At 70.1% G+C, this 25,355-nt stretch carries 20 protein-coding genes; 8 read left to right on the top strand and 12 right to left on the bottom strand.

Annotated features, from left to right (window positions below):
• Positions 1-67 precede the first annotated feature (67 nt).
• Complete coding sequence (locus HNQ52_RS05240; RefSeq protein ID WP_183960070.1) at positions 68-1,225, bottom strand: isovaleryl-CoA dehydrogenase; 1,158 nt, start codon at positions 1,223-1,225, stop codon at positions 68-70.
• 190 nt (positions 1,226-1,415) lie between these two features.
• Here HNQ52_RS05240 and HNQ52_RS05235 point away from each other — a divergent pair, with 190 nt between their 5' ends.
• Positions 1,416-2,021, top strand: a complete 606-nt coding sequence (locus HNQ52_RS05235; protein ID WP_183960069.1) for a TetR/AcrR family transcriptional regulator — start codon at positions 1,416-1,418, stop codon at positions 2,019-2,021.
• A gap of 66 nt (positions 2,022-2,087) precedes the next feature.
• Here HNQ52_RS05235 and HNQ52_RS05230 read toward each other — a convergent pair whose 3' ends face one another.
• From HNQ52_RS05230 to ubiB, 5 genes are all read right to left on the bottom strand, one after another.
• Complete coding sequence (locus HNQ52_RS05230; protein WP_343059225.1) at positions 2,088-2,822, bottom strand: 2OG-Fe dioxygenase family protein; 735 nt, start codon at positions 2,820-2,822, stop codon at positions 2,088-2,090.
• Positions 2,823-2,862: 40 nt separating this feature from the next.
• A complete protein-coding gene (locus tag HNQ52_RS05225; protein ID WP_183960068.1) occupies positions 2,863-3,489 on the bottom strand; it encodes an ECF-type sigma factor in 627 nt (208 codons plus the stop codon).
• 90 nt (positions 3,490-3,579) lie between these two features.
• Positions 3,580-4,284, bottom strand: a complete 705-nt coding sequence (locus HNQ52_RS05220) for a pseudouridine synthase (protein WP_183960067.1) — start codon at positions 4,282-4,284, stop codon at positions 3,580-3,582.
• A 7-nt stretch (positions 4,285-4,291) separates the two neighbouring features.
• Positions 4,292-4,873: an ECF-type sigma factor gene (locus tag HNQ52_RS05215; protein WP_183960066.1), complete on the bottom strand. Its 582-nt coding sequence runs from the start codon at positions 4,871-4,873 to the stop codon at positions 4,292-4,294.
• A gap of 128 nt (positions 4,874-5,001) precedes the next feature.
• Entirely contained in the window at positions 5,002-6,657 is a 1,656-nt protein-coding gene (gene ubiB, locus HNQ52_RS05210; protein ID WP_183960065.1) for a ubiquinone biosynthesis regulatory protein kinase UbiB, read from the bottom strand.
• Positions 6,658-6,831: 174 nt separating this feature from the next.
• Here ubiB and HNQ52_RS05205 point away from each other — a divergent pair, with 174 nt between their 5' ends.
• Positions 6,832-7,692, top strand: coding sequence for an NAD(P)-dependent oxidoreductase (locus HNQ52_RS05205; RefSeq protein WP_221281954.1), 861 nt, complete (start codon positions 6,832-6,834; stop codon positions 7,690-7,692).
• 76 nt (positions 7,693-7,768) lie between these two features.
• The gene (locus HNQ52_RS05200; protein ID WP_183960064.1) at positions 7,769-10,198 is read left to right on the top strand and encodes a DUF7507 domain-containing protein; all 2,430 of its coding nucleotides are present in this window, start codon (positions 7,769-7,771) and stop codon (positions 10,196-10,198) included.
• Positions 10,199-10,235: 37 nt separating this feature from the next.
• On the opposite strand, the gene HNQ52_RS05195 is transcribed toward HNQ52_RS05200, so the two are convergent.
• On the bottom strand, positions 10,236-10,838 hold the full coding sequence (locus tag HNQ52_RS05195) for an SPOR domain-containing protein (RefSeq protein ID WP_183960063.1): 603 nt from the start codon (positions 10,836-10,838) through the stop codon (positions 10,236-10,238).
• Positions 10,838-12,619 carry an arginine--tRNA ligase gene (gene argS, locus HNQ52_RS05190; protein WP_221281953.1) on the bottom strand — a complete coding sequence of 594 codons (1,782 nt, stop codon included), beginning with the start codon at positions 12,617-12,619 and terminating at the stop codon, positions 10,838-10,840. The genes HNQ52_RS05195 and argS overlap by 1 nt, the downstream gene beginning before the upstream one ends.
• Positions 12,620-12,844: 225 nt before the next feature.
• On the opposite strand from argS, the gene HNQ52_RS05185 reads away from it, so the two are divergent.
• The gene (locus tag HNQ52_RS05185; protein ID WP_183960062.1) at positions 12,845-15,952 is read left to right on the top strand and encodes a TonB-dependent receptor; all 3,108 of its coding nucleotides are present in this window, start codon (positions 12,845-12,847) and stop codon (positions 15,950-15,952) included.
• A 345-nt stretch (positions 15,953-16,297) separates the two neighbouring features.
• Complete coding sequence (locus HNQ52_RS05180) at positions 16,298-18,013, top strand: hypothetical protein (RefSeq protein WP_183960061.1); 1,716 nt, start codon at positions 16,298-16,300, stop codon at positions 18,011-18,013.
• Between the two features lie 169 nt (positions 18,014-18,182).
• Here HNQ52_RS05180 and HNQ52_RS05175 read toward each other — a convergent pair whose 3' ends face one another.
• From HNQ52_RS05175 to radC, 3 genes are all read right to left on the bottom strand, one after another.
• Positions 18,183-19,226, bottom strand: a complete 1,044-nt coding sequence (locus HNQ52_RS05175; protein WP_183960060.1) for a hypothetical protein — start codon at positions 19,224-19,226, stop codon at positions 18,183-18,185.
• A 73-nt stretch (positions 19,227-19,299) separates the two neighbouring features.
• The gene (locus tag HNQ52_RS05170; RefSeq protein ID WP_183960059.1) at positions 19,300-19,809 is read right to left on the bottom strand and encodes a methyltransferase domain-containing protein; all 510 of its coding nucleotides are present in this window, start codon (positions 19,807-19,809) and stop codon (positions 19,300-19,302) included.
• Between the two features lie 46 nt (positions 19,810-19,855).
• Complete coding sequence (radC, locus tag HNQ52_RS05165) at positions 19,856-20,530, bottom strand: RadC family protein (RefSeq protein ID WP_183960058.1); 675 nt, start codon at positions 20,528-20,530, stop codon at positions 19,856-19,858.
• Between the two features lie 117 nt (positions 20,531-20,647).
• Between radC and coaBC the strand changes: the two genes are divergently transcribed.
• Genes coaBC through HNQ52_RS17380 form a run of 3 tightly spaced genes read left to right on the top strand, consistent with a single transcriptional unit; the run spans position 20,648 to position 24,657 of the window.
• Positions 20,648-21,856, top strand: a complete 1,209-nt coding sequence (coaBC, locus tag HNQ52_RS05160; protein ID WP_343059224.1) for a bifunctional phosphopantothenoylcysteine decarboxylase/phosphopantothenate--cysteine ligase CoaBC — start codon at positions 20,648-20,650, stop codon at positions 21,854-21,856.
• A gap of 1 nt (position 21,857) precedes the next feature.
• Entirely contained in the window at positions 21,858-22,316 is a 459-nt protein-coding gene (dut, locus tag HNQ52_RS05155; protein WP_183960057.1) for a dUTP diphosphatase, read from the top strand.
• A gap of 34 nt (positions 22,317-22,350) precedes the next feature.
• Positions 22,351-24,657, top strand: coding sequence for a phosphomannomutase/phosphoglucomutase (locus HNQ52_RS17380; RefSeq protein WP_183960056.1), 2,307 nt, complete (start codon positions 22,351-22,353; stop codon positions 24,655-24,657).
• Between the two features lie 48 nt (positions 24,658-24,705).
• On the opposite strand, the gene HNQ52_RS05145 is transcribed toward HNQ52_RS17380, so the two are convergent.
• Entirely contained in the window at positions 24,706-25,335 is a 630-nt protein-coding gene (locus tag HNQ52_RS05145) for a DUF4124 domain-containing protein (RefSeq protein WP_183960055.1), read from the bottom strand.
• Positions 25,336-25,355: the final 20 nt, after the last annotated feature.

The raw sequence follows: 25,355 nt of genomic DNA, 5'->3' as shown, positions 1-25,355 counted from the left end.
CGGGTGAGAGGTGGCGCCCTCATCCGCCCTGTCGGGCACCTTCTCCCGCGGGGAGAAGGAACCAGCGTCAGCCGGCCTGCTGGAACAACTCGCGACCGATCAGCATGCGCCGGATCTCCGACGTGCCCGCACCGATCTCGTACAACTTCGCATCCCGCCACAAGCGCCCGGTCGGGTATTCGTTGATGTAGCCGTTGCCGCCGAGCGCCTGGATCGCCTGGCCGGCCATCCACGTCGCCTTTTCGGCCGCGTAGAGGATCGCGCCGGCCGCATCCTTGCGCGTGGTCTCGCCGCGATCACACGCCTTCGCCACCGCGTACACGTAGGCGCGGCAGGCATTGAAGCCGACGTACATGTCGGCGATCTTGCCCTGCATCAGCTGGAACTCGCCGATGCTGCGGCCGAACTGCTTGCGGTCGTGCACGTAGGGCAGCACCACGTCGAGGCAGGCGGCCATCAACCCGAGCGGGCCGCCGGACAACACGAGGCGTTCGTAGTCGAGCCCGGACATCAGCACGCGCACGCCGCGGTCGACGCCGCCGAGCACGTTTTCTTCCGGTACTTCGCAATCCTGGAACACCAGTTCGCAGGTGTTGGAGCCGCGCATGCCGAGCTTGTCGAGCTTCTGCGCGGTGGAAAATCCCGGGAACGTCTTCTCCACGATGAACGCGGTGATGCCCTTGGACCCTGCGGCCACGTCCGTCTTGGCGTAGACGATGAGCGTGTCTGCGTCCGGGCCGTTGGTGATCCACATCTTGTTGCCGTTGAGCACGAAACGGTCGCCACGTTGTTCCGCGCGCAACCGCATCGACACCACGTCCGAACCGGCGCCCGGTTCGCTCATCGCAAGCGCGCCGACGTGTTCGCCCGAGACAAGCTTCGGCAGATACCGCGCCTTCTGCGCTGGCGTGCCGTTCTTGCGCAGCTGGTTCACGCACAAATTGGAGTGCGCGCCGTAGGACAGGCCGATGGCGCCCGAGGCGCGCGAGACTTCCTCCATCGCCACCACGTGCGCCAGGTAACCCATGTCGCTGCCGCCGAATTCTTCCTCGACGGTGAGCCCGAGCAAACCCATCTCGCCGAGCTTCGGCCACAGCTGGTTCGGAAAGGCGTTGTCGTGGTCGGCCTGCGCGGCCAGTGGCGCGATTTCCGCCGCGGCGAAGCTGCGCACGGCGTCGCGCAGCATGTCGATCGATTCGCCGAGGTCGAAGTTGAGGCCTTGCATCGTTCCTCCCGCGCGGGCGCGGCGACGGTGATCCGGTGGCGGTTCCGGCAGCGGCGGGGCGATGACGTCGGCGCGCGCTTCGACTACCCTGAACACGGCTGTTGCCCCGTCAGCCTACCGCATCCGCGCATAGAAGTGAATTCCGGTTCATTTGTTTGCGCCGCCACACGTCTGTCTTGCCGAGCCCGCCATGGCCTACCGCCGCACCCGCCTGATGCAGGAACGCCTCGCCAGCAACCGCGAGAAGATCCTGCTCGCCACGCGCAAGCAGATCGCCGAAGGCGGCTTCCGCAATGCGCAGATCGCGGCGGTGGCGGCCGAGGCGGGCGTGTCGACGGGCATGATCTACCGCTACTTTCCGTCGAAGGCCGAGTTGTTCGTCGAAGTGCTGACCGCGGCGGTCGATTACGAGATCGCGATCCTCAAGCGCATCGCGGCCGAACCGCGCGACGCGCGTTCGCGCCTGCACGACCAGGTGGCGTCGTTCGTGCGGCGCGCGTTGACCGGCCCCAATCTTGCGTACGCCTTCATCGCCGAGCCCGTCGATCCGGAGGTGGACGCCGAACGCATCCGCTGCCGCAAGCGTTTCGGTGCGGTGTTCAAGGCGGTGCTGAAACAGGGCGTGGCGGCGCGCGAATTCCCGGCGCAGAACCTCGACGCGGCGGCGGCGTGCATCGTCGGTGCGTTCACCGAGGCCCTCGTCGGCCCGATCGGACCGAGCCGCAAGAGCGTGCGCGACAAGGAGCGGCTGGTCGATGCGATCAGCGCGTTCTGCCTGCGCGCGGTCGGAGCCTAGAGCGAGTGGAGAGTGGATAGGTGTGGGAAACGAGTGAGAGCCCCAACACGAGCTTCTGCTCGTTTCTCACTCCTCTCCACTCATTGCTCGCTCCGCCCGGAATGTCACCACCAGCACGTCGCGGAACGCCGGCAACGACGGGTCGACCGGTTCCACCGCGGTGACGCCGTGGTACACGCGCGCATCGTCCACGAGCGCTGCGTCGAACGGCTCGGCAAGGGTGAAACTGCCGAGCGGGGTGCGATCGAGTGCGTGGATGGTGGTGGTGCCTTCGGCGATGTTGGTGCGGCGGATCATCAGCACCAGCACGTAGTCGACGCCGTCGCGGTGCATGCCCTCCGGCGTCGGGCGGCCGGGTCGGCCGGGCACCGCTTCGATGCGGAACTGGTGCACCTCCACGCGCCAGCGCTGCACGTCCGGCGCCCATGCGCCGAAGTGCGCGTGGCACCAGCGCAGGATGGTGGTGAGGCTGTCGCCGCCGGCAAGCGCGTCGGCCACCGGCGCGAACCAGCGCGCGACGCCGCCGTTGAGCGGGTTGTAGTGCAGGCTTTGCCAGTGCGGCTGGTCCGCTTCGCGCGTGATCCGTCCGTCGCGCGCGATCGAGAACACGGCGTGGCGGCGGCGGCGGTCGCGTCCGCCGTCGGCCATGTACTCGTCCATCGCAAGATCGGCCCAGCTGGCCTCGAACGCGGGCCAGTCGGCCAGGGCACCGGCCTGCCGCAGCCAGCGCTGCATCGTCGTGCCTTCGACGAATGCGAAGCCCTGCGCGGCGAGCTGCGCGACGATGGCGGCCGTGGGCACGGTCAATGCGTCCGGTGCGCGTGCGAGGGGCTCGGCGCGCTCACGCGTCGGGCGCGGCGCCGTCGCGCCGCGCCTCCAGCGCCAGCGTCAGCCAGGTGCGCGCCTTGTGCCAGTCGCGGTTGACGGTGCGCACGGTCACCTCCAGCAGGTCGGCGGTTTCCTGCGCCGAATAGCCGGCGAAGTAGCGGTACAGCACCACCTGCGCGAGGCGCGGATTGAGCTGTTCCAGTTCGTCCAGTGCCGAATCGATTTCGAGCAGGCGCGCGAGCTCGGCGGCGTCCTCGTGCGGGCGGTCGCGCAGTTCGCGTTCCACCTCGCGCATGCGGCGCTGCTCCGCGAGGCGCGAACGTGCGTGGTCGATGAGGATCTGCCGCATCGCGCGCGCCACGAGCGAGAAGAAATGCACGCGGTCAGCGAGTCCCGGATGATCGGCGCGGCGCAGCTTGAGATAGGCCTCGTTGACGAGCGCGGTGGTCGAGAGCGTTTCGCCCGGCTCCATCTGGCGGCGCTGCGCACGGGCCAGGCGGCGCAGGTCCGCATAGACCAGCGGCAGCAGCCGGTCGAGCGGTTCGGGTTCGCCGGCCGCAGCAAGGATGGCGGTGATCTGCCCGATGGCGTCGCCCTCGGAGCGGGCGGACGGCGGCGTGGGCGCGGGAGGCGTGGTCATGGTGGGTGTGCGGTGATGGTCCGGAACGCGAACGGCAGGCCCGCAGGCGGGCATTGTGCCCGGGGCGCAAGCATGCGCGCAAAGCGCCGCTTACGTCGGCGTCGGTTCGGCCCAGCCGAACAGCGCCAGCGCACGGCGAAATTCCGCGTCGAGCGGTGCGTGGATACGCAGGTGTTCGCCGCCGGACGGATGCTCGAACGCCAGCGTCCACGCGTGCAGCAGCATGCGGTGGATGCCCAGGGCACGGAAATCGCGATTGCGCCGCCCGTCGCCGTGGCTGGTGTCGCCGATCAGGTGGTGGTGGACGTGCTTCAGATGCCGGCGGATCTGGCGGAAGCGGCCGGTCTGCGGCCGGCACGCGAGCAGCGCGTAGCGCGAGGTCTCGAACCCCGCCGCCGGTACCTGCATCTCGCCGGTGGCGAGGCGCTCGAAATGCGTGACCGCCGGCTTCTTCAGCGGTTTGCCGGGACCGCCGTCGAGGTCGTGCTCGATCGTGCCGGCGGCGTCGGGCCAGCCGCGGCACACCGCGAGGTACGTCTTCTCGACCGCGCGCGCCATGAACTGTTCGCCGAGCCGGCTCGCGGCCTCGCGTTCGAAGGTCAGCAGCAGGCAGCCGCTGGTGGCGCGATCGAGCCGATGGACCAGATGGATCGGCCGGCCGAACTGCTGGCGCAGGCGATCGGCCGCGAAGTCGTCTTCGCCGCGTGCCAGCGTGCTGTCGTGCGCCATCAGGCGCGCGGGCTTGTCGACCACGGCGAGCACGTCGTCGCGGTACAGCACGGGCAGCGCGGTCATGCGCCGATCAGAGGTCCGGTTCGAGTTCGCGTTCGAGGAACGCGCGCGCGGCGCGCGTGTCGCGCTTGATCGTGGCTTCCGACACGCCGAGCAGATCGGCGATTTCGGTGACTTCCAGCCCGCCGAAGAACCGCATCTCGACGATCTGCACCAGGCGTTCGTCGAGCTGCGACAGACGCGTGAGCGCCATGTCGATCTGCACCAGGCGCTCGGCCTCGGCGTCGATCGCCAGCGGTTCGCCTTCGAGGCCTTCGAGCGAGGCGTGGTCGCGCTTGCCGCCGCCGCGGCGTTCGGCCAGGCGCTGGCGCGCGTAATCGATGACCACCTGGCGCATCGCCACGGCGGCCGTCGCATAGAAGTGCTTGCGGTTCTCGTACACCCGCGGCGAGCCGCCGAACAGCTTGAGGTACGCCTCGTTCACCAGACCGCGCGTATCGAGCGTGGCGCCGCGCCGGTGCTTGGCGAGCTCGGCGCGCGCGATCTTGACCAGTTCGTTGTAGACCACGCCGAGTGCGTGCTTGCGGCGCTCCGGGTCGGCGGGACTGGCGGAGAGCGCGTCGATGATCTGTTCGGCGTTGAAGGAGGTCACGGCTGCTGTCCGCGGCGGGGCGAGACCAGTGTAATGCGTTCGCGGAGCGCCGGGGAGGGATTGGATCGAACTGTGAGAGGGGTCGCTTGACGGTTGTCAAATTTTGTGAAACGTGTGGCGGGTGCCCGTCACCGCGGGCGCGCCGCGACGAAGGCGAACAGCGCCGCGGCGCCGGTGGCCCAGGCCGCCACCGGCAGGCCGAGCATGCTCCTGCCGCCGTCGTGGAACAGCGCCAGCAACACGCTGCCGATCAGCAGGCCCGTGCCGGCCAGCGCCCAGACGATGCGCTTTTCCGCATCGCGCGCGATTCTGACCAGGGCCGCGATATCGTCCGAACGCATGCGCAGCAGATGCTCGCCGCTGACCTGCTGCGACAGCCAGGCGTGCATCAGGCGCGGCATGTCCGGGGCGCGGGTGACGAGTTCGGGCAGGCGTTTGCGGAACTCCTTCGCGAGCTGCTTCGGGCTGTAGCGCTCGCGCAGGATCTGTTCCAGCACGGGCCGGGCCACGGCCCAGATGTCGAGCTTCGGATCGAGCCGGCGGCCGACGCCCTCGATGCTGAGCAGGGTCTTCTGCAGCAGGATCAGCTGCGGCTGGATGGTGAGTTCGTAGCGTTGCGCGGTGCGGAACAGCTTCAGCAGCACTTCGCCGAGCGAGATTTCCGACAGCGGCCGGGTGAAGTACGGCTCGCAGACCGAACGCGCGGCGGCCTCGAGTTCGTCGAGGCGGATGTGCGAGGGCATCCAGCCGGCCTCGACGTGCAGTTCGGCGATGCGGCGGTAGTCGCGCTGGAAGATCGCCATGAAGTTTTCGGCGAGGTAGTACTGATCCTGCGCCGAGAGCTGGCCCATGATGCCGAAATCGAGCGCGATGAAACGCGGGTTCTCGCGCCGCGCCGGATCCACCCAGATGTTGCCGGCGTGCGCGTCGGCGTGGAAGAAGTTGTCGCGGAATACCTGGGTGTAGAACACGCGCACGCCCTTCGCCGCGAGCGCGGGGCGATCGATGCTGGCGGCGTCGAGGCTCGCGATGTCGTCGCTCGGGATGCCGCGCACGCGTTCGAGCGTGAGCACGCTTTCGGAGGTGTGGCTCCAGAACACTTCGGGCACGTAGAGGTCGTCGCTGGCGAGCCAGTTGCGGCGCAGCAGGCTGGCGTTCGCGCCCTCGCGCTGCAGGTCGAGTTCGGCGTGCAGCGTGGATTCGATTTCGTCGACCACGCTCTGCGGGCGGATCTTGTCCGCGCGCGGGTGGTGGCGCTGCGCGAGCGAGGCGAGGATGCGCAGCAATGCGATGTCGCCGGCGATGCGTCCGCCGATGCCGGGGCGCAGGACTTTCACCACCACCTCGCGCCCGTCCGGCAGCGTGGCGGCGTGCACCTGCGCGATCGACGCGGACGCCAGCGGCTCCAGCGCGAAGTCCGCGTAGAGCTGCGCGATCGGCGCGCCCAGCGCCTGTTCCACGAGCCGGCGCGCGCTGTCGCCGTCGAACGGCGCGACGCGGTCCTGCAGCAGGGTCAGCTCGTCGGCGATGTCCATCGGCACGATGTCGCGCCGGGTGGACAGGATCTGCCCGAACTTGACGAAGATCGGTCCCAGTTCCTGCAGCACCAGGCGGATGCGCGCGCCGCGCGGCAGGTTGGCGATCTCGTCGCGCGCGCGCGGCACGAACGGCTTGAGCAGACGCAGGCGGCGTTCGAGCAGGGTGCCTTCGAGCAGTGCGTCGAGGCGGTAGCGCAGCAGCACGCGCGCGATCTGCAGCACGCGCAGCGAGCCGCGCGTCAGCATCGGAAACTCGTGGAGTGGCGGGGCGGGACCATGCGCTGCGCGGGTGGGAACGGACGCGACACTGTGACACGCGGGGTGGGGCAAGCCAATATCGCGCGCCGCGGCGCTTGCGCGGCGGCGTGGCGCGGAGTGAAATCGCGGTCTGCGCGTCGTTGCGCTGTCGTCGGATTCGCCATGCCCATCCTGCGTTGCGGTTTCATCGGACTCGGCGCAATGGGCGCGCCGATGGCGCGGCACCTGCATTCGCGCGGCCTGCTCGCGGTGGTGGGCAACCGCAGCGCGGCGAAGGCGACGGCGCTGGCCACCGAGCTGCAGGTCCGCGGCGCGGCCGCGCCGGCGGCGTTTTCCGGCTGCGACGTGGTGCTGCTGTGCGTGTCGGCCGATGCCGACGTGCTGCAGAACGTCGATGCGCTGGCCGCGGTCCTGCAGCCGAGCGCCATCGTGGTGGACCACTCCACCGTGGCCCGCGCCACCGCGCTCGACGCGGCGCGACGCCTCGGGGAACGCGGCATCGGCTTCGTCGATGCGCCGGTCTCCGGCGGCGTGGAAGGCGCGCGCAACGGCAAGCTGTCGGTAATGGCGGGCGGCGTTGCGGAGCACGTGGACCGTGTCCGCCCCGCGCTCGATGCGTACGCGGCGCGGGTCACGCATCTTGGCGGCGTCGGCGACGGGCAGGCGGCGAAAGCGGTGAACCAGGTCCTCGTCGCGGGCATCAACGAGGCCGTGTGCGAAGGCCTCGCGCTCGCCGAACGGCTCGCGCTCGATCCGGCGAAGCTGCTTCCCACGCTCGGCGCCGGCGCTGCGGCCAACTGGTTCCTCGACAAACGCGGCGCGACGATGCTGCGCGACGAGTTCGTCCCGGGCTTCAAGTGCGCGCACATGCTCAAGGACCTGCGCATCGTGCAGGCGATGGCGCAGTCGGCCGGCGTGCGCCATGCGGTGATCGACCAGGCACTGGCGGACTACGCCGAACTCGTCGCCGCCGGCCGCGGCGACGAGGACACCTCCGCCCTGATCCGTCTCAAGCGCGATTGAACTGCGCACGACGCTGCGTTGCGCCGCGATGGTATAAAGCAGGGCTCGGGGGCCAGCGACACGGACGGAGAGAACGATGCGATTCCCACACGCGGCCCTGTGGGCCTTCCTGCTGCTGCTCGGCGCACTGCCGCTTCGCGCGCAACCGCTGCCTGCGGACCTCGCGCTGGTCACGATCAATCCCGGCCAGAACCTTCCGGGCGTGGTCGGCGTGCGCCATGCCGGCGACGGCAGCGATCGCCTGTTCGCCATCGTCCGCACCGGACAGATCCGCATCTTCGACGACGAACGCGATCTGCTGGCGACGCCGTTCCTGAACCTGCAGGCCGATTCCCCGCCGCTCGGATTCACCGTGGTCGGCGCCACCGGCGGCGACGAACGCGGCCTGCTCGGACTTGCGTTCCATCCGCTGTATGCGATCAACGGCAGGTTCTACGTCTACTACCTCGATGGCGCCAGCAACAGCGTCGTCACCGAATACACCGTGTCCGCCGGCAACGCGAACGTCGCCGATCCGGCGTCGGCGCGCGTAATCCTGCGCGTCTTCCAGCCCTTCACCAACCACAACGGCGGCGACATCCATTTCGGCGCCGACGGCTATCTGTACGTGGGCCTGGGCGACGGCGGCTCGGGCAACGATCCGTGCGAAAGCGGCCAGGCGCTGACCTCCGGCGCCATGAGCAACAGCGCAAGCTGCATCGCCGACGCCGCGTTCACCGGCACCCCGCCGGCCGGCGTGCCGCAGGGGCAGGCCGCCTCGCGCGCGCTGCTGGGCAAGATGCTGCGCATCGACGTGGACAGCACCGACACGCCCGCCGGCGCGGACCTGTGCGGCGCCGATCCCGCCAACCGCCGCTACGGCATTCCGGCCGACAACCCGTTTGCCGGCGACGCCGGCGGCAACGCCGCGGCCTGCGACGAGATCTACCACTATGGCCTGCGCAATCCCTACCGCTTCAGCTTCGATCGCGACACGCACGATCTGATCATCGGCGACGTGGGCCAGGGCACGTTCGAGGAAGTGGATCTCGTGCCGCCGGCCGGCGGCCTCAACTTCGGCTGGAAGGTGTGCGAGGGCTTCAACCAGCGCGGCTCCACCGGCATCGACTGCCCGCTCGCCGGCGCCACCGATCCCATCCTGACCTACGGCCGCGACTTGGGCGTCTCGATCACCGGCGGCTTCCGCTACCGCGGCCCGTACACTGCGCTGCAGGGCGTGTACTTCTACGCCGATGCCTACTTTTCCACCGTGTTCTACGCGCGCGAGACCGCCGGCAGCTGGACCGGCGCCACGTGGCTCAACAACCAGGGCACCGTGGTCGGTTTCGGCGAGGACGAGGCCGGGCATCTGTACCTCACGACGCTGGCCGGGCAGGTGAAGCGGTTCACGCTGCCGCAGGGTGACGTGGAGGTGACCAAGACCGCCACGCTCACGACCGACGGCGGCACGCCGGGCGTGGCGGATGCCGGCGACGTCATCACCTATGCCGTGTCGGTGCAGAACATCGGCTCGCGCGATGTCACCGATCTGGCGGTGGAGGACAGCTTCGGCGGCGGTGCACCGCAACCGCTCGCGTGCACGCCCGTCGCCACGCTGGCGCCGGGTGCCACCGCCACCTGCACGGCCTACACGTACACCGTGACGCAGGACGACATCGATGCGGGCATCGCGCTGGTGAACGTGGCGCAGGCGGTGGCGCAGACCGCCGAGGCGGGCGAGGTCGGCGACAGCGACGCCGCCGAAGTGTCCGTGGCCCCGGGCCAGTCCGGGCTGGACGTGCTGCTGGACGCGACGCTGGACGACGCCGACGAGAGCGGCGCCGCGAGCGCGGGCGAGGACATCGTCTACACCTTCGCGGTACGCAACACGGGCAACGTGCGGGTGCACGACGTCGTCCTCGTCGCGTCGCTCACCGGTCCGGCCACCTGCACGCCGACCACGCTCGATCCCGGCGCCACGGCCGACTGCGGCAGCGCCACGCACACGGTCACGCCTGCCGAGGCCGGAGGCGGCGTCGACATCGTCAACGTGGCGCAGGCCGACGCGTCGGCCCCCGACGACAGTCCGGTGTCCGGCAGCGCACAGGCGCAGACCCCCGTGGACGGCGCGCCCGGGAAACCCGCGCTTGCGCTGGCCGGGACCATGACGCTGCAGGACGACGCCGACGGCGACGGTCTCGTGGACGAGGGCGACAGCGTCGTCCACGTCTACACCGTCGAGAACACCGGCGAGGTGGATCTCGCGGCCGTCGCGGTCGACAGCACGCTGCACGGAGACGTGGCGTGCGTCCCTGCGGCGATCGCGCCGGGTCAGACGGCCACGTGCACGTCCGCCGCGTATGTCGCGACGGCCGCGGATGCGGCGCAGAGCGCGCTCGGCGACACCGCGGTGGCGCAGGGCGAGGTCGAAGGCGGCGGTGCGCCGGTGCAGTCCGAACCGCTGCTCACCGCGCTCGACGTGGACCGCCCCGACGCGCTCTTTGCCGACGGCTTCGAGGGCGGCTGACCGCGATCCCCGGCCCGGGCCGCCGCGCGTCGTCGCGTTACGGCTTGGGTTCCCGCACCGCGATCGTCTGGCTGATGCCGTTGTCGGCGAGCTGCTTCTTCGCCGCTTCGAGCTCGCGCGCCGAGGCGTACGGGCCGAGGCGGACGCGGTAGATCGGGCGGTTGTCGATCTGCGCGGTTTCCACGCGCGCCACCAGGCCCGACAGCGCGACGCGCGCCTTGAGCGCTTCGGCGTCGCGCGTGTCGCGGAAGGCACCGGCCTGCAGCACGTAGCGTTCGCTGGCCGCCGCCGCGGTGGGCGGCGCTGCCGCTTCGTCGCGCGCCTTCTGCGCCAGCTCCGAATCGGGCACCAGCACCTCCTTGCCCGGCAGCACGGTGTAGAAGTCGTAGCGCGGCTTGCGCGGCTTGTCCTCGACCGCCGGCGGCGGTGCCACGGCCGGCGTGCGTTCGGTCTCGCGCGGGGCCTGCGCTTCGGGATTGGGGCGCGGCACGCCGCGGTTGCCGCCGCCTTCGCGCATCAGCACGAACACCGACAGCGCCAGCCCCAGCAGCAGGCCGGCCAGCAGCCAGATCCAGCCCGGCACGCGCCGCGCCTGCGCGCCGCCGCGCCTGGCCTGCGATTTTCCGCGCCGCGCCGCCATCACATCTTCTCCGGGGCGGACACGCCGATCAGCGCAAGGCCGTTGACCAGCACCTGCCGGATGCCCTGGCACAGGCCCAGGCGCGCGTTGCGCAGGTCTTCCTCGGGCACGAGGATGGCGGTGGCGTTGTAGTAGCTGTGGAACGCGGCGGCCAGTTCGCGCAGGTAGTTGGCGACGGTCTGCGGTGCGCGGTTGGTGGCGGCCGATTCCACCACCTCGGGGAAGCGCAGCAGTTCGCCGAGCAGCGCGATCTCCTGCGGATCGGTCAGGCGCGCGCGTGCGGCGTCGGCGGCGCTGCGGTTGTAGCTCCACTGCTTTTCCGCCAGCTGGCGCATCAGCGCGCAGATGCGCGCGTGCGCGTACTGCACGTAGTAGACCGGGTTGTCGTTGGACTGGCTCTTGGCCAAGTCCAGATCGAAATCCAGGTGCTGGTCGTTGCCGCGCATGATGTAGAAGTAACGCGCAGCGTCCGTGCCCACTTCCTGGCGCAGTTCGCGCAGCGTGACGAAACTGCCGGCGCGCGTGGACATCTGCACCCGCGTCTCGCCGCGGTACAGGATGGCGAACTGGACCAGCGGAATCTCGATGCGGGCCGGGTCGAAACCCAGACCCTGCGCGGCCGCGCGCAGGCGCGCGATGTAGCCGTGGTGGTCCGCGCCGAGGATGTAGATCGCCCGATCGAAGCCGCGCTCGAACTTGCTCAGCAGGTAGCCCAGATCCGACGCGAAATACGTGGTGACGCCGTTCTCGCGCACCACCACGCGGTCCTTGTCGTCGCCGAAGGCGGTGGCGCGGAACCACGTGGCACCGCCGTCGTCGTACAGGTGGCCACGCTCGCGCAAGGTGTCGATGGCACGCTGCACGTAGCCGTCGGTCATCAGCGAGCGTTCGGAGAAGAACGTGTCGTGGTGCACGCCGAACTGCGCGAGATCCTCGCGGATGTCGGACAGGCACCACTGCAGGCCGGTGTCGAACACCAGGCGATAGTCGGTCTCGCCGAGCAGCGCCTTGGCGCGTGCGATGAGCGCGTCGACGTGCGCTTCCTTGTCGCCCGGCGCGGCCTCGCTGCCCTGGCTTTCGTCCGGCGGGAGGTCGGCGGTGATCTCCATCATGGTGCGGCGCAGGCGGTCGCCTTCCTTCGCGCGCAGGGCGCGCGCGATGTCGACCACGTAGTCGCCCTTGTAGCCGTTGTCCGGAAAACGCACGGAGACGCCGCCGAGCTCCAGGTAGCGCAGCCACACGCTGACGCACAGGATGTCCATCTGGCGGCCGGCGTCGTTGACGTAGTACTCGCGCTGCACGGTGTGTCCGGCGGCCTGCAGCAGGTTGGCGACGCTCGCGCCGAACGCGGCGCCGCGTCCGTGGCCCACATGCAGCGGGCCGTTCGGGTTGGCCGAGACGAACTCCACCGTGACCGACTCGCGCGATTCCTCCGGCTGCCAGCCGTAGCGCTCGCCCTGCTCGGCGATGCGGCGCAGCACGCTCAGGCGGCAGGCCTGATTGATGTGGAAGTTGATGAAGCCCGGGCCGGCGATATCGGTGCGTTCGAGGTGCTGCGATTTCGGCAAGGACGCGGCGATGGCCTGCGCCAGTTCGCGCGGATTGCGGCCCAGGGGCTTTGCCAGCAGCATCGCCACGTTGCTGGCGTAGTCGCCGTGCTGGGGGTTCTTGCTGCGGTCGATCGCGAACGCGGGTTCGCCGTCCAGCGTGATCTGGCCGGAGCGCTTGAGATCGAGCAGGGCCTGCAGGACCAGCTCGCGCAGGTGGTCTTTGATGGACATCGGGGTTCCTCGGAGAGCCGCCTAGTTTAGCGCGCCGGGGCCGTGCCTGCCTGAGCGGCCGCCCACGCGCGGGGCCTCCATGACAGCGCTGTCACGGTTCTGTCACGCCGCCCGCCTAGCCTGTGACGATCCGGAGCGGTACGGACCACCGGCGCGGCGGCGGCCTGCCGCCAGGCGCGGATGCGGCCGGCCGCCGCCTGTTTCCGCATCCCAGAGTCCATCGCCATGAAACGCTCTCCTCTCGCCGCTGCCGTGCTGGCCGCGCTGCCGCTGCTGTTTGCCGGCGCCGCGCAGGCCGGCCCGGCCGTCGTCGATTTCTACCTGTTCGACGGCAGCACGCCGGTGTCGGGCGTCGAACTGCAGCTCGATACCGCGCCACAACCGCCCACCGGCGACAGCGGCGGCGCGCGCCTCGAAGTGGCACCCGGCACCCACGTGCTGCGCGCACGCACGCCGTCCGGTGTCGAGATCGACATGCCGCTCGACGTGGCCGACGACGAAACCCTGCAGATTTCCGCCGCACTGTATCCGGACCGGCCGCCGGTCTACCGCGTGGTGAGCTCGGTCTCCGGCGAAAGCACCGTGGACCTGTCGCAGACCGACTCGGCCGAACTCGCCGGCACCGTGGTCGATGCCACCGGCGCACCCGTGGCCGGCGCGGAGGTGACCGTCAACGGCGTCACCGCCACCACCGACGCGAGCGGTGCCTACACCCTGCGCACCCGGCCCGGCACCTACCCGCTGCTCGTGGCGGCGCCCGGCTACGAATTCACCTCGCTGCCCGGCACCGGGCTGGCGTACGGCGACAACGCCGTGCCGCCGGTGACGCTGGCGGCCGCGGCACCGGTGGCCGGTGCGGGTCCGGCGTCGTCCGAAGCGAGCACGCTGCAGGGCGTGACCGTCGAGCAGGCGGTCGAAACCGACGACGGCGGCGAATTCGAGCTCGCCGTGGAGCGCCGCGACACCGCGCAGGTGATCGACACCCTGTCGATCGACCAGATCTCGCGCGCCGGCGACTCCGACGCCGCCACCGCGCTCAAGCGCGTCACCGGTCTGTCGCTGGTCGACGACAAGTTCATCTACGTGCGCGGGCTCGGCGAGCGCTATTCGTCGGTACTGCTCAACGGCGCGCAGATCCCGAGCCCGGATCCGACCCGCCGCGTCGTGCCACTCGACCTGTTCCCGTCCGACATCCTCAGCGCCATTGCCGTCCAGAAGACCTACAGCCCCGACATGCCGGGCGAATTCGGCGGCGGCACCGTGCAGCTGCGCACGCGCGGCGTGCCGGATGCGTTCCTGTTGCGCGCCTCGGGCACGCTCGGCTACGTCGACGGCACCACCGGCGAAGACGGCCTGCGCTCGGTCGGCGGCGGGCGCGACTGGCTCGGTCGCGACGACGGCTTTCGCGATGCCCCGGACGGCCTGTTCCAGCGGCCGCTGCCGCCGCGCGGGTCCGACGCGCTCGCCGCGCTCGGTCGCGACATCGCCGGCAAGGGCCTGGGCGTCGGACGCAAGGAGATCGGACCGGACACCGGCTTCGGCGTGTCGGTCGGCAACCGCTTCGGCGACGACGACTTCGCACTCGGCTTTCTGAGCGCGGTGCGCTACGCGCAGAACTGGGACCAGCGCGAGGAGCATCGCCGCGAGTTCAGCACCGATGCCACCGGCACGCTCACCGCGCGCGAGGACTACATCCGCGAGCGCACCGAGCGCGTGATCGACAGCGGCCTGTTCCTCGCCGCCGGCGCCGACATCGGCAGCGAACACCACCTCACCGCCACCGCGATGCAGCTGCGCCAGACCGAGGCCGAAGACGCTATCGACGAAGGCCTGCGCTCCAACGGCAGCGTGCAGCGCAGCACGCGCATCGAGTGGACCGAGAACGAGCTCACCACGCTGCAGCTCGGCGGCGAGCACACGCTCCCGGCGGCCGGCGATCTGGGCATCTTCTGGCAGTACACGGACTCGCGGGCCACGCGCGACCTGCCGCTCGGCCGCGCCTACCGCTACGGCCAGAACGGCGCCGGCGAGTTCGTCTACACCGCGAGCTTTCCGCCGCAGGTGCGTTACGAATTCCTCGACGACAACGCCGACGAGGCGCAGTTCGGCCTCCGCTATCCGTTCACGCTGGGCGACGAACGCACGCTCACGCTCGACCTCGGCGGCAGCCGCGTGCGGCGCGACCGCGCGTCAGAGATCTGGCGCTACAGTTTCCGCAATCTCGTCGCCGCGCCCGGCGGCGAGGTGCCGATCGACGACATCATCAACCCCGGCGCCATCGACAGCGGCACCATCGAACTCATCGGCGTGAGCAACGCCACCGACTTCTACACCGCGGACCAGAGCCTCGACGCGCTCTACCTCAACGGCGACCTGCAGCTGGGCGACTGGCGCATCAACCTCGGCGCGCGCCAGGAAGACAACACCCAGCGCGTGATCACGCAGAACCCGTTCCTGCCCGGCACGCCGCCGGTGGTTGCGGGCATCGACGGCAACGACCTGCTGCCGAGCGCGGCGATCACGTGGGCATATTCCGAAAGCGCGCAATGGCGCCTGGGCTACAACGAGACCGTGTCGCGTCCGGAATTCCGCGAACTGTCGACCGCGCCGTACGACGACCCGCTGCTCGACATTTCCGTCGTCGGCAATCCGGACCTGGTGCAGACCGACATCCGGAGCGTCGACCTGCGCTGGGAGTATTACTTCAACGATCTGGAAAGCGTGTCGATCGCGCTTTTCAGCAAGCAGTTCGACAACCCGATCGAGCTGGTGCGCACGCCCGGCTCGAACGATCTGCTGAGCCTGCGCAACGCCGACAGCGCGGACAGCCGCGGCATCGAATTCGACATCTCGCGCAGCCTGGGCTATTTCGAGGAAGCGACGTGGCTGCCCGAGTCGTGGCGCCGCAGCTTCTGGCAGGACCTGAGCGTGTCGGCAAACTACGCGTGGATCGACTCGGAAGTGGATCTGGGCGATGCGGTCGGGATCCAGACCTCGGCCCGGCGCCCGCTGCAGGGCCAATCGAAATACCTCGCCAACGTCGCGCTGTCCTGGTTCGATCCCGAAGGCCGCGGCGACGCGACCCTGCTCTACAACGTCGCGGGCGAACGCGTGACCCGCGCCGGGCAGAGCGGCCTGCCGGACGAATACGAGCAGCCTTTCCATCAACTCGACTTCACCTGGAGCCGCACCCTGCCGTGGGACGGCTGGAAGGCGAAGCTGCGCCTGCGCAACCTGCTCGATCCGGAAGCCGAGTTCACCCAGGGTGGCGAGGTGTCGCGCCGCTATCGCAAGGGCCGCGAGGTGGCGGTGTCGGTGGAGTGGAAGTACTGAGGCGTTGTTGACGTGGAGCGCCCCCCTTCCGCCTGCGTTCCGCCGGTGGCAACCGGCGTCACCCTTCCCCCGCTGCGCGGGAGAAGGGATCTTCGATGAGGTTGCCGGATAACTGATGGCACTCTGGTTCCACGCATCCTTGCTCGGAGAAATCCTTCTCCCGCGCAGCGGGGGAAGGTGCCGGCAGGCGGAAGGGGGCGCGCGGAGCGCGACGAGGCCCCGCATGACGCCGGTAGCAATTCTGTCACCCGCCTGCATCGCGACTGTCACGCAAGCGTCGCAACATGCCGAGGTTCATGGCGAGCCCGGCTCGCCGCTCCGACCCACGACGCCGAGGATCTCCGCATGACCATCCGCTTCCGCAAATCCCTGCTCGCCACCGCGCTGCTCGCCGCCGCCGGCGGTGCCAGCGCCGCCATCACCCTCAACGACGGCCTCGACGGCACCTGGGCCAACGCGGCAGAAAGCGGCCGCGGCGTGGCGCTCGACGTGATCCCGGGCGCCGACGGCTCGGCCATCGTTTCCGGCGGCATCTTCAGCTACGACGCGGACGGCAATCCGGTGTGGATGACCTTCGCCGGTTCGATCGGCGCGGGCGAAAGCGCGGTCGACGGCGTCGCCCTGAACCTGTTCGAAGGCGGCAGCTTCGGCGCGCCGTTCACCGCGCCCGGCGCACCGGTGCAGGCCGGCACCGCGGCCATCGTGTTCGACAGCTGCACCGCGATGACCGTCGACCTCGACATGACCGAGGCCTCGGGCCTCGACGACGTCACGCTCGAACTCGAACCCACCCAGACGCTCATCGGCGGCAGCGCCAACCCGCTGTGCAGCAGCGTGGCCGAACTGGCCCAGTGCCCGGACGGCACCACCGCCGACGGCGACGCCTGCGCGCTGCCCAACAGCATCACCGGCGCGCTGCACCTGCCGGCCGGCAAGGTCTACACCCTGCAGGGCGAGGTGGCCGTCGAAGACGGCGCCACGCTGACGATCGACCCGGGCGTCACCGTGCGCGGTTCCGACGACACCAGCGCGCTGAACTACCTCGCCGTCAAGCGCGGCGGTCGCCTCTATGCCGAAGGCACCGCCACGCAGCCGATCGTCTTCACCGGTCCGGACGATGTCATCGGCTCGTGGGGTGGCCTCGTGATCGCCGGCAACTCGACCTGCAACGACGGCACCGACACCGACGCGTGCGAATTCGAAGCCAATCCGGCCATCACCTACGGCGGCACCGATCTGAACGACAGCTCGGGCGCGTTGCGCTACGTGCGCGTGCAGTACGCCGGCATCGCGATCAGCGAAGACAGCGAATTCAATTCGATCACCCTGCTCGGCGTCGGTGCCGGCACCGTGCTCGACCACGTGCAGGTCGACAGCGGCAAGGACGACGGCTTCGAAATGTTCGGCGGCAGCGTCAACGGCCGTTACCTCGTGTGCTCGAACATGGGCGACGACTGCTTCGACTTCGACCAGGGGTACACCGGCAAGATCCAGTTCGCGCTCGGCCTGCAGGGCGAAAACACCGACCTGGGCGACGACTCCAACGGCATCGAGTCCGACAACGACGGCGACAACAACGACAAGCTGCCGCGCACCCAGCCGCAGATCTCGAATCTCACGCTGGTCGGCAAGCCGGAACTGACCCGCCATGCGATGCGCCTGCGTCGCGGCACCGGCGGCAACTACACCTCGGTCGTGATGACGAGCTACACCGAAGAATGCCTGGAGCTGGGCGACACCGGCACGTTCGCCCAGGGCACGGCGAGCGAGCAGGGCGAGACCCTGTCGATGACGCACACCTTCATCGGCACCTGCACCGGCGGCGAATTCAAGGACGACGCGAGCGACGCCTACCTCGTCAGCGACTGGTTCGCCGCGGGCGAAGGCAACGAATCGGGCGGCGATCCGATGCTCGACGGCTTCCTGCCGATGCCCGGCTCGCCGGTGCTCGAAGGCGGCGCCGCGAACGCCGACGCCTTCTTCCGCCCGACCAGCTACCGCGGCGCGTTCGCCGAAGGCGAGAACTGGACGGCCGGCTGGACCGTCAACCTCGGCAACTGATCCGCACGCGTCATCGCTGCACATCGGGCCGGCCTTGCCGGCCCGATGCCGTTTCGGGGGGCGGGAAACACCGTGGCCCGCACTTCGTGCCGGCGCGCGACATGACACGCGCAGGTCTGCATTGCGTATGTTGCGAGCGTCCGGGTGCCGTGCGCTGCGACGGAGCCGATCAGCCCCGTGCCAGCGCCAGCGCCGAGAACGCCCGCAGCGCGTCCGCGCCGGTGTCGAACCGCGCGGTGCCGATCTGCGCGGCCATCGCGCGCACATGCTGCGCATTCGCCCGTTTGCCCGGCTCGAAGGTCGTGCGGCCGAGGGCCGAGCAGAAGCGGTGCAGGTCGAAGAAGTAGCGTTCCTGCCCGGTGCTGAGGAAGCCGGCGCACGGTTGCGCCGATTCGGCGCTGTCGAGCGCGCGGCCGAAGCGCATTTCGCGTTCCTGGCACAGGCGGCTCGCGCTCTCGGCGAGCCAGACCAGCGGTTCGGCGACGTTCGCGGTGTCGAGGTCGGAGGCGATCTGCGCCAGCTCCACCGCGCGCACGATGTCGGCGTCCTCGCGCCAGCCCGGGCGCTCGGCATCGAGGATGGCGGGGAGTTTCGGCGCCAGCGCCCCGCCACTGGCGGCCAGTTCCGCCGAGTTGCTTTCCGCCGTCGGCGGCGCCGGACGGGCGTCGAAGGTCGAGCCGGCGATCATCAGCTGCAGCGCGAGGAACAGGCGGCGGTCGCGTGTCGCGTCGAAGCCGGCGAGTTCGAGGATGCGCGCCGTCTCGGCGATGCTCGCGGCCTCGTTGTTGCCGATCGGGTGACTGAAGTCGAGCACCTCGCGCTGGCGCAGATCGTGGCAGGCGGCAAACAGCGACAGCGCCAGCCAGTCCCGCGCATCGAGCGCGTCGGTGCCGGCGTGTTTCAGCAGTTGCCCGAGGCGCCCGTCCAGCACCTCGAGCGCATGGTTTTCGTTGTGGTAGTGGTGGAAGTCGCTGCCCCAGCTGCCGTGGCGCACGCCGAAGCGCGCCAGCGCCAGCAGCAGCGCGTCCTCGCAGCGATCGAGGTCGGGCAGCAGTGCATTGCCGAAGGCGCCGAGCAGCAGGTCGCGGCGCGCGGCCAGCAGCACGCCCACGTCCGTGCGCTGCGCACCGACCAGCCGCCGCGCGCTGGCCACGTCCGGCACGGCCCGTTCCACCGCATCGGCGGGAAAGGAATTGGCCAGCCCCACGATCACCGCATCGGTCTCCCCGCGGGCACTCCCTCCCGCGTGCCGCCGAGTATACGGCGGGCGCGCGCCGCGGCGGCGCTCAGCGCCGGACCAGGGTTGCGCGCAGTTCGGCCACCACGTTGAGCGAATGCGCGCGAGCGCGGTCGAGTTCGGCCTTCGGCAGGTGCGCGAACTGCGGCAGCACGCTGAAGCCGAAACTCACGTCGAAATCGCAGCGGATCGGATAGAAATCCACGCCCATCTGTTCGCGCAGAGCCTTGCTGAAGTAGTGGTACGACTGCTCGGCGATCGGCGGCCACTTGTGCGTCGGATCCTGCACCGCGCCGACCCAGCTCCAGTACGGCGTGACGATGAGCGCAGTGCCGCCCGGGCGCAGCACGCGGTAGAGCTCCTCCATGAAGGCGATGCGTTCCTCGCCGTCGAGGTGTTCGAGAAAATGGCCGGAGTACACCTCGTCGACGCTGGCATCGTCGAACGGCCACGGCATGCAGCGCAGGTCGTGCAGCACGTCCGGACTGCAGGCGGCGGACATGTCGACGCCGATGAAGCCGGCGCGGGGTTTGCGGCCGCAGCCAAGATCCAGTTTCACGCGCGGTCTTCCCGACATGGCCCGCGCGCAGCATACCGCGCCGCGTTCACAGCCAGCCGCGCGCGGCAAAACTCAGCACAGGTCCGTCGCCGACGATGAAATGATCGAGCACCCGGATGTCCACCAGCCGCAGCGCGTCCACGAGCCGCCGCGTGACTGCGCGATCGGCGGCGCTGGGGTCGGTGACCCCGCTCGGATGGTTGTGGCCGAAGATCACCGCCGCCGCGTTGTGCTGCAGGCAGCGGCGCACGACTTCGCGTGGATAGACGTCCGCACCGTCGAGGCTGCCGGTGAACAGTTCCTCGAACACGATCATGCGGTGGCGGCTGTCGAGGAACGCGCAGGCGAACACCTCCTGCGGCCGATCGCGCAGGCGGACGGAGAAGTAGGCGGCGGCGCGGCCCGGATCGCCGAGCGGGTCGCCGCGGTCGAGATCCGCGCATAGGTGCCGGGCGGCCAGCTCCAGTGCGGCGAGCAGGCGTGTCGTACGCGCCGCGCCGAGTCCGCGTTCGCGCAGCAGGGCTGCCGGCGGCAGGCGCAGCAGCGGGCGCAGGCCGCCGTGGCGGCGCAGCAGATCGCGGCCCAGTTCGACGGCGTCCATGCCGCGCAGGCCCGAGCCCAGGAACACGGCCAGCAGTTCGGCATCGGACAACGCCGCGGCGCCGCGCAGCAGCAGTTTTTCGCGGGGCCGTTCGCTGTCGGGCCAGTCCCGGATCGTCATCGTGGTTCGCCTGCATATCGACAGGCGCCAGTGTCATGACGCACGCGCCGCGCCGCAGCGGGAGAAAATGCGACATTCGGGTAAGCTGATCGCCCTTTGCAGGCAGGATTTTCGCCCGTGACCCCGGATCCGCACCGCCCCCGCATCCTGCTCGGCGTGAGCGGCGGCATCGCCGCGTACAAGGCCGCCGAGCTCGTGCGGCGCCTGCGCGAGCGCGAGGCAGACGTGCGCGTGGTGCTGACCGACAACGCCGCCCGCTTCGTCACGCCGCTCACCTTCCAGGCGCTCTCCGGGCAGCCGGTGCGCAGTTCGCTGTGGGACGACGCGGCCGAAGCGGCGATGGGCCACATCGAACTCGCGCGCTGGGCCACGCGCGTGGTGATCGCGCCGGCCTCGGCCGATCTCATCGCCCGCCTCGCGCACGGTCTCGCCGACGACCTGCTGACCACGCTGTGCCTGGCCACCGAGGCGCCGATCACCATCGCCCCGGCGATGAACCGCGTGATGTGGGCGCAGCCGGCGGTGCAGGCCAACGTCGCCACGCTCGTCGCGCGCGGCGTGCAGGTGCTGGGACCGGATGCCGGCGACCAAGCCTGCGGCGAAACCGGCGCAGGGCGCATGTGGGAGGCGCCTGCGATCGCGCAGGCCGTGCTCGCGCCGATGCAGGGCACGGCATGGGCCGGCCGCCGCGTGCTGATCACCGCCGGCCCCACCTACGAGGACTTGGACCCGGTGCGCTACCTCGGCAACCGCAGCTCCGGCCGCATGGGCTACGCCGTGGCCGCCGCCGCCGCCGCGCAGGGCGCCGAGGTGACCCTCGTCAGCGGCCCGGTGACTCTCGCCACGCCGCCCGGCGTGCGCCGCATCGACGTGCGCAGCGCCGAGGCGATGCACGCCGCCGTCCTGGACGCGTTGCCGGGGCAGCACGTGTTCATTGCCACCGCCGCCGTGGCCGATTTCCGACCGCGCGAGCGGCAGGCCAGCAAGATCAAGAAGCAGGCCGGCAGCGGCCTCGCGCTGGACCTGGTGCAGAACCCGGACATCCTCGCCGATGTCGCGGCGCGTCAGCCGCGGCCCTTCGTGGTCGGTTTTGCCGCCGAGACCGACGACGTGGAGCGCTACGCGCGCGACAAGCTCGTGCGCAAGAAGCTCGACATGATCGCCGCCAATCGCGTCGGCACCGACGATTGCGGCTTCGATTCGGACCGCAACGCGCTCGCGGTGCTGTGGCACGACGGCGGCGCGCAGGTGGACATGGCCGACAAGGCCACCGTGGCACGCCGCTTGCTGGAACTGATCCTCGCGCGCCTGCCCGACGGAGCCTGACATGCTCGACGTGCAACTGAAGATCCTCGATTCCCGCCTGGGCACCGAGCTGTACCCGCTGCCGGACTACGCCACCGCCGCCTCGGCCGGCATGGATCTGCGTGCCATGCTCGACGCGCCGCTCGCGCTCGCGCCCGATGACGCCGCCCTGGTGCCGTCCGGTCTGGCCTTCCATATCGGCGACCCGGGCTGGTGCGCCGTCGTGCTGCCGCGTTCGGGCCTGGGCCACCGCCACGGCCTGGTGCTCGGCAACGGCACCGGCCTCATCGATGCCGACTATCAGGGCCCGCTGATGATCAGCCTGTGGAACCGCAGCGGGTCGGCCTATACCATCGCGCCAGGGGATCGTGTCGCGCAGCTGGTGTTCCTGCCGGTGGCGCGGGCGCGCTGGGTGCGGGTCGACGACTTCGCCGCGTCCGAGCGCGGCGCGGGCGGCTTCGGCCACACCGGCTTGCGCTGACGCCCCCGCCCACACGCACCGAGCAGGAAACCGGATGGCCAGGAAAGCGAAAGCCGAACGCGAACCGTCGCGCCTGACGATTCCGCCGCAGCTGCGCGCGCCGATCTTCGGCGCGATTGCCGTGCTCGCCTTCGTCGCGGGTGCGGGCATCCTGTGGCAGACGTTCCAGGCCTGGAGCGACACCTCGGTGCAGCCGCAGCTCGAACGCCTGCGCGGCACCCTCGTCGGCGACATCGCGCAGCGCATCGCGCAGGAGCGCGAACGGCTCGACGGCGCGGTCGACAACGACTACATCCACGCCGACGCCGAAGCCGGCGCATACGCCGATGCCGCCGCGCGGCTGAAGACCGACTGGCCCGAGCTGCTCGCCGCGGAGATGTTCGACGAAGCACTCGAAGCGCCGTTTGCGCAGGACATCAAGGCGGTCGGCTTCGCCAAGCTCGCGCTGCTCAGCGACGCGGCCACGAGCGGCGAATCGACCGCCGGCATCGTCGTGGTCGACAACGCACCCGAACTCGGCCTGGCCGCGCCGGTGCGGCACGGCGAACGCATCGTCGGCGTGGCCTACGCCGCGCTGCCGATCGGCACCGTCACCGACGCGATCGACCAGGCCGCATTCCCCGGCGGCTACCTCGAACTGCGCAGCGGCCAGCGCGTGCTCGCCACGCGCGGCGACGAGCGCCTGCGCTACGGCGCCACCACGGTGCCGGTCGCGGCGGCCGCGCTGTCGATCGGCACGGCCGCGCCGGCGCAGCAGTCCGTGTTGCCGTATTCGATGCCGGTGCAGCTCGGCCTGGGCCTGGGCGCGATCGCGCTCGGCGTGATCCTGCTGCTGCAGCTCAAGCGGGCACGCGCGCGCGCCGACGCCAGCTCGGTCGACGAAGTCACCTTGGGCGAGGCGATCCGCCAGATCGGCGGCGAACCCGCGCCGCGCGTGCGCACTGCGCCGCAGCGTGCGGTGCCGGCGAGCGTGGACCGCAGCATCTTCCGCGCGTACGACATCCGCGGCGTGGTCGGCAAAACGCTCGACGAAGGCGTCGCGCGTCTCATCGGCCAGGCCATCGGCAGCCTGATGGACGAGCGCGGCCACAAGGAAATCGTCGTCGGCCGCGACGGCCGGCTATCCGGCCCGTCGCTCGCCAACGCGCTCATCGAGGGCTTGCGTGCGGCCGGGCGCGACGTGATCGACATCGGCGTCGCACCGACCCCGGTGGTGTATTTCGGCACGTTCCAGCTGCACACGGGCTCCGGCGTTGCCGTCACCGGCAGCCACAATCCGCCCGACTACAACGGTTTCAAGATCGTCGTCGGCGGCGAAACGCTGTCCGGCGAGGCGGTGCAGGAGCTGTACGCCCGCATCGCGGAAAACCGCCTGCTGGCCGGCGGCGGCGGCGCGCTGCAGACGATGGACATCAGCCAGGAATACCTCTCGCGCATCGCCAGCGACATCGCGCTGGAGCGCAAGCTCAAGGTGGTGGTGGACGCCGGCAACGGCGTCGCCGGCGGCATCGGTCCGCAGGTGCTCGAAGCCATCGGTGCCGAAGTGGTGCCGCTGTACTGCGAGGTCGACGGCGACTTCCCCAACCACCACCCCGATCCGAGCGAGCCTGCCAACCTGCACGACCTGATCCACTTCGTGCAGAAGCTCGACGCCGACCTCGGCATCGCCTTCGACGGCGACGGCGACCGTCTCGGCGTGGTCACCAAAGCCGGCGAGATCATCTATCCGGACCGCGTGCTGATGCTGTTCGCGCGCGATGTGCTCGGCCGCAACCCGGGCGCCAGCGTCATCTACGACGTGAAATGCACCGGACATCTGGCCGGCCAGATCCTGCGCCACGGCGGCAGCCCAATCATGTGGAAGACCGGGCACTCGCTGATCAAGGCCAAGATGAAGGAAACCGAGGCGGAACTGGCCGGCGAGATGAGCGGCCACTTCTTCTTCCGCGAACGCTGGTTCGGCTTCGACGACGGCATCTACGCCGCCGCGCGCCTGCTCGAAATCCTCGCCGCCGACGACCGCGACATCGACGAGATCTTCGCCGAATTCCCCAAGGGCGTCAGCACCCCGGAACTGAAGGTGGCGATGGAGGAGGGCGAGCACTACGCCTTCGTCGACCGCTTCCGCGCGCAGGCGCACTTCGACGGCGCCAAGATCGCCACCATCGACGGCATCCGCGCCGACTGGCCCGACGGCTGGGGCCTGATCCGCTGCTCCAACACCACGCCGAGCCTGGTGCTGCGCTTCGACGCCGACGACGCCGAGGCCCTGCAACGCATCCAGGATGCGTTCCGCAAACAGATCCTCGCGCTGGCACCGCAGATGCAGCTGCCGTTCTGACGACCGCGCACGTGCCACGTCGGCGACAGCGCCGACGCACGGCTGCTTTCACGTCCCCGTGACGGGATCCAGCCCCTTGAGTTCGCGGTAGCGCTTGACCAGCGCATCGAACTCCGCGCGCAGCGCGGCGCCTTCGGCTTCGCGGCGCTGCAGGTAGCCGCGCTGCTCGGCGACCTGGGCGCGGGTGCGGGTGATGGAGTCGATCACGGTCTGGTTGACCGGCTTGCCGTTGCGTTCGAGGTCGGCGGCGTGCGCGAGCAGGTCGGCGAGGCTCTTTTCCTGGCTGCGGATGCTGACGCGGGCCGATTCGAGGCTTTGTTCGATGAGATCGAAACGCTCCTTGTAGGAGCGCTGCAGGTCGGCTTCGGACGGATAGGAGCCGACGAGCACGGCGTCCATCTTGGCCTTTTCCTCGTCGATGCGCCGCTGTTCGGCGGCGCGGGCATCGTCTTCGGCCCGGGCCGCCTTTTCTTCGGCGGTCAGCGCGCGCTCGGTGCGTTCGACGACGACGCCCTGCTGGTTGAGCTGTTCGCGTTCGTCCTTGGCCGCTTCGGGCGGAAGCTGGTCGGTGTAGTGGACCTTGCCGTCCTTGTCGGTCCAGCGGTAGAGCTTCTGCGCCGCCGCATCGGACGCGAAGAACAACAGCGGAAACAGCAGCACGAGAGCGGAACGGCGCATCGAAAGCCCCCTGCGGGCAG

The organism is Chiayiivirga flava, from assembly GCF_014202825.1.
Taxonomy (GTDB): Bacteria; Pseudomonadota; Gammaproteobacteria; order Xanthomonadales; family Xanthomonadaceae; genus Chiayiivirga; species Chiayiivirga flava.
Note: the sequence above shows the minus strand (reverse complement) of the source record. Positions and strands in the feature narration are given on the sequence as shown.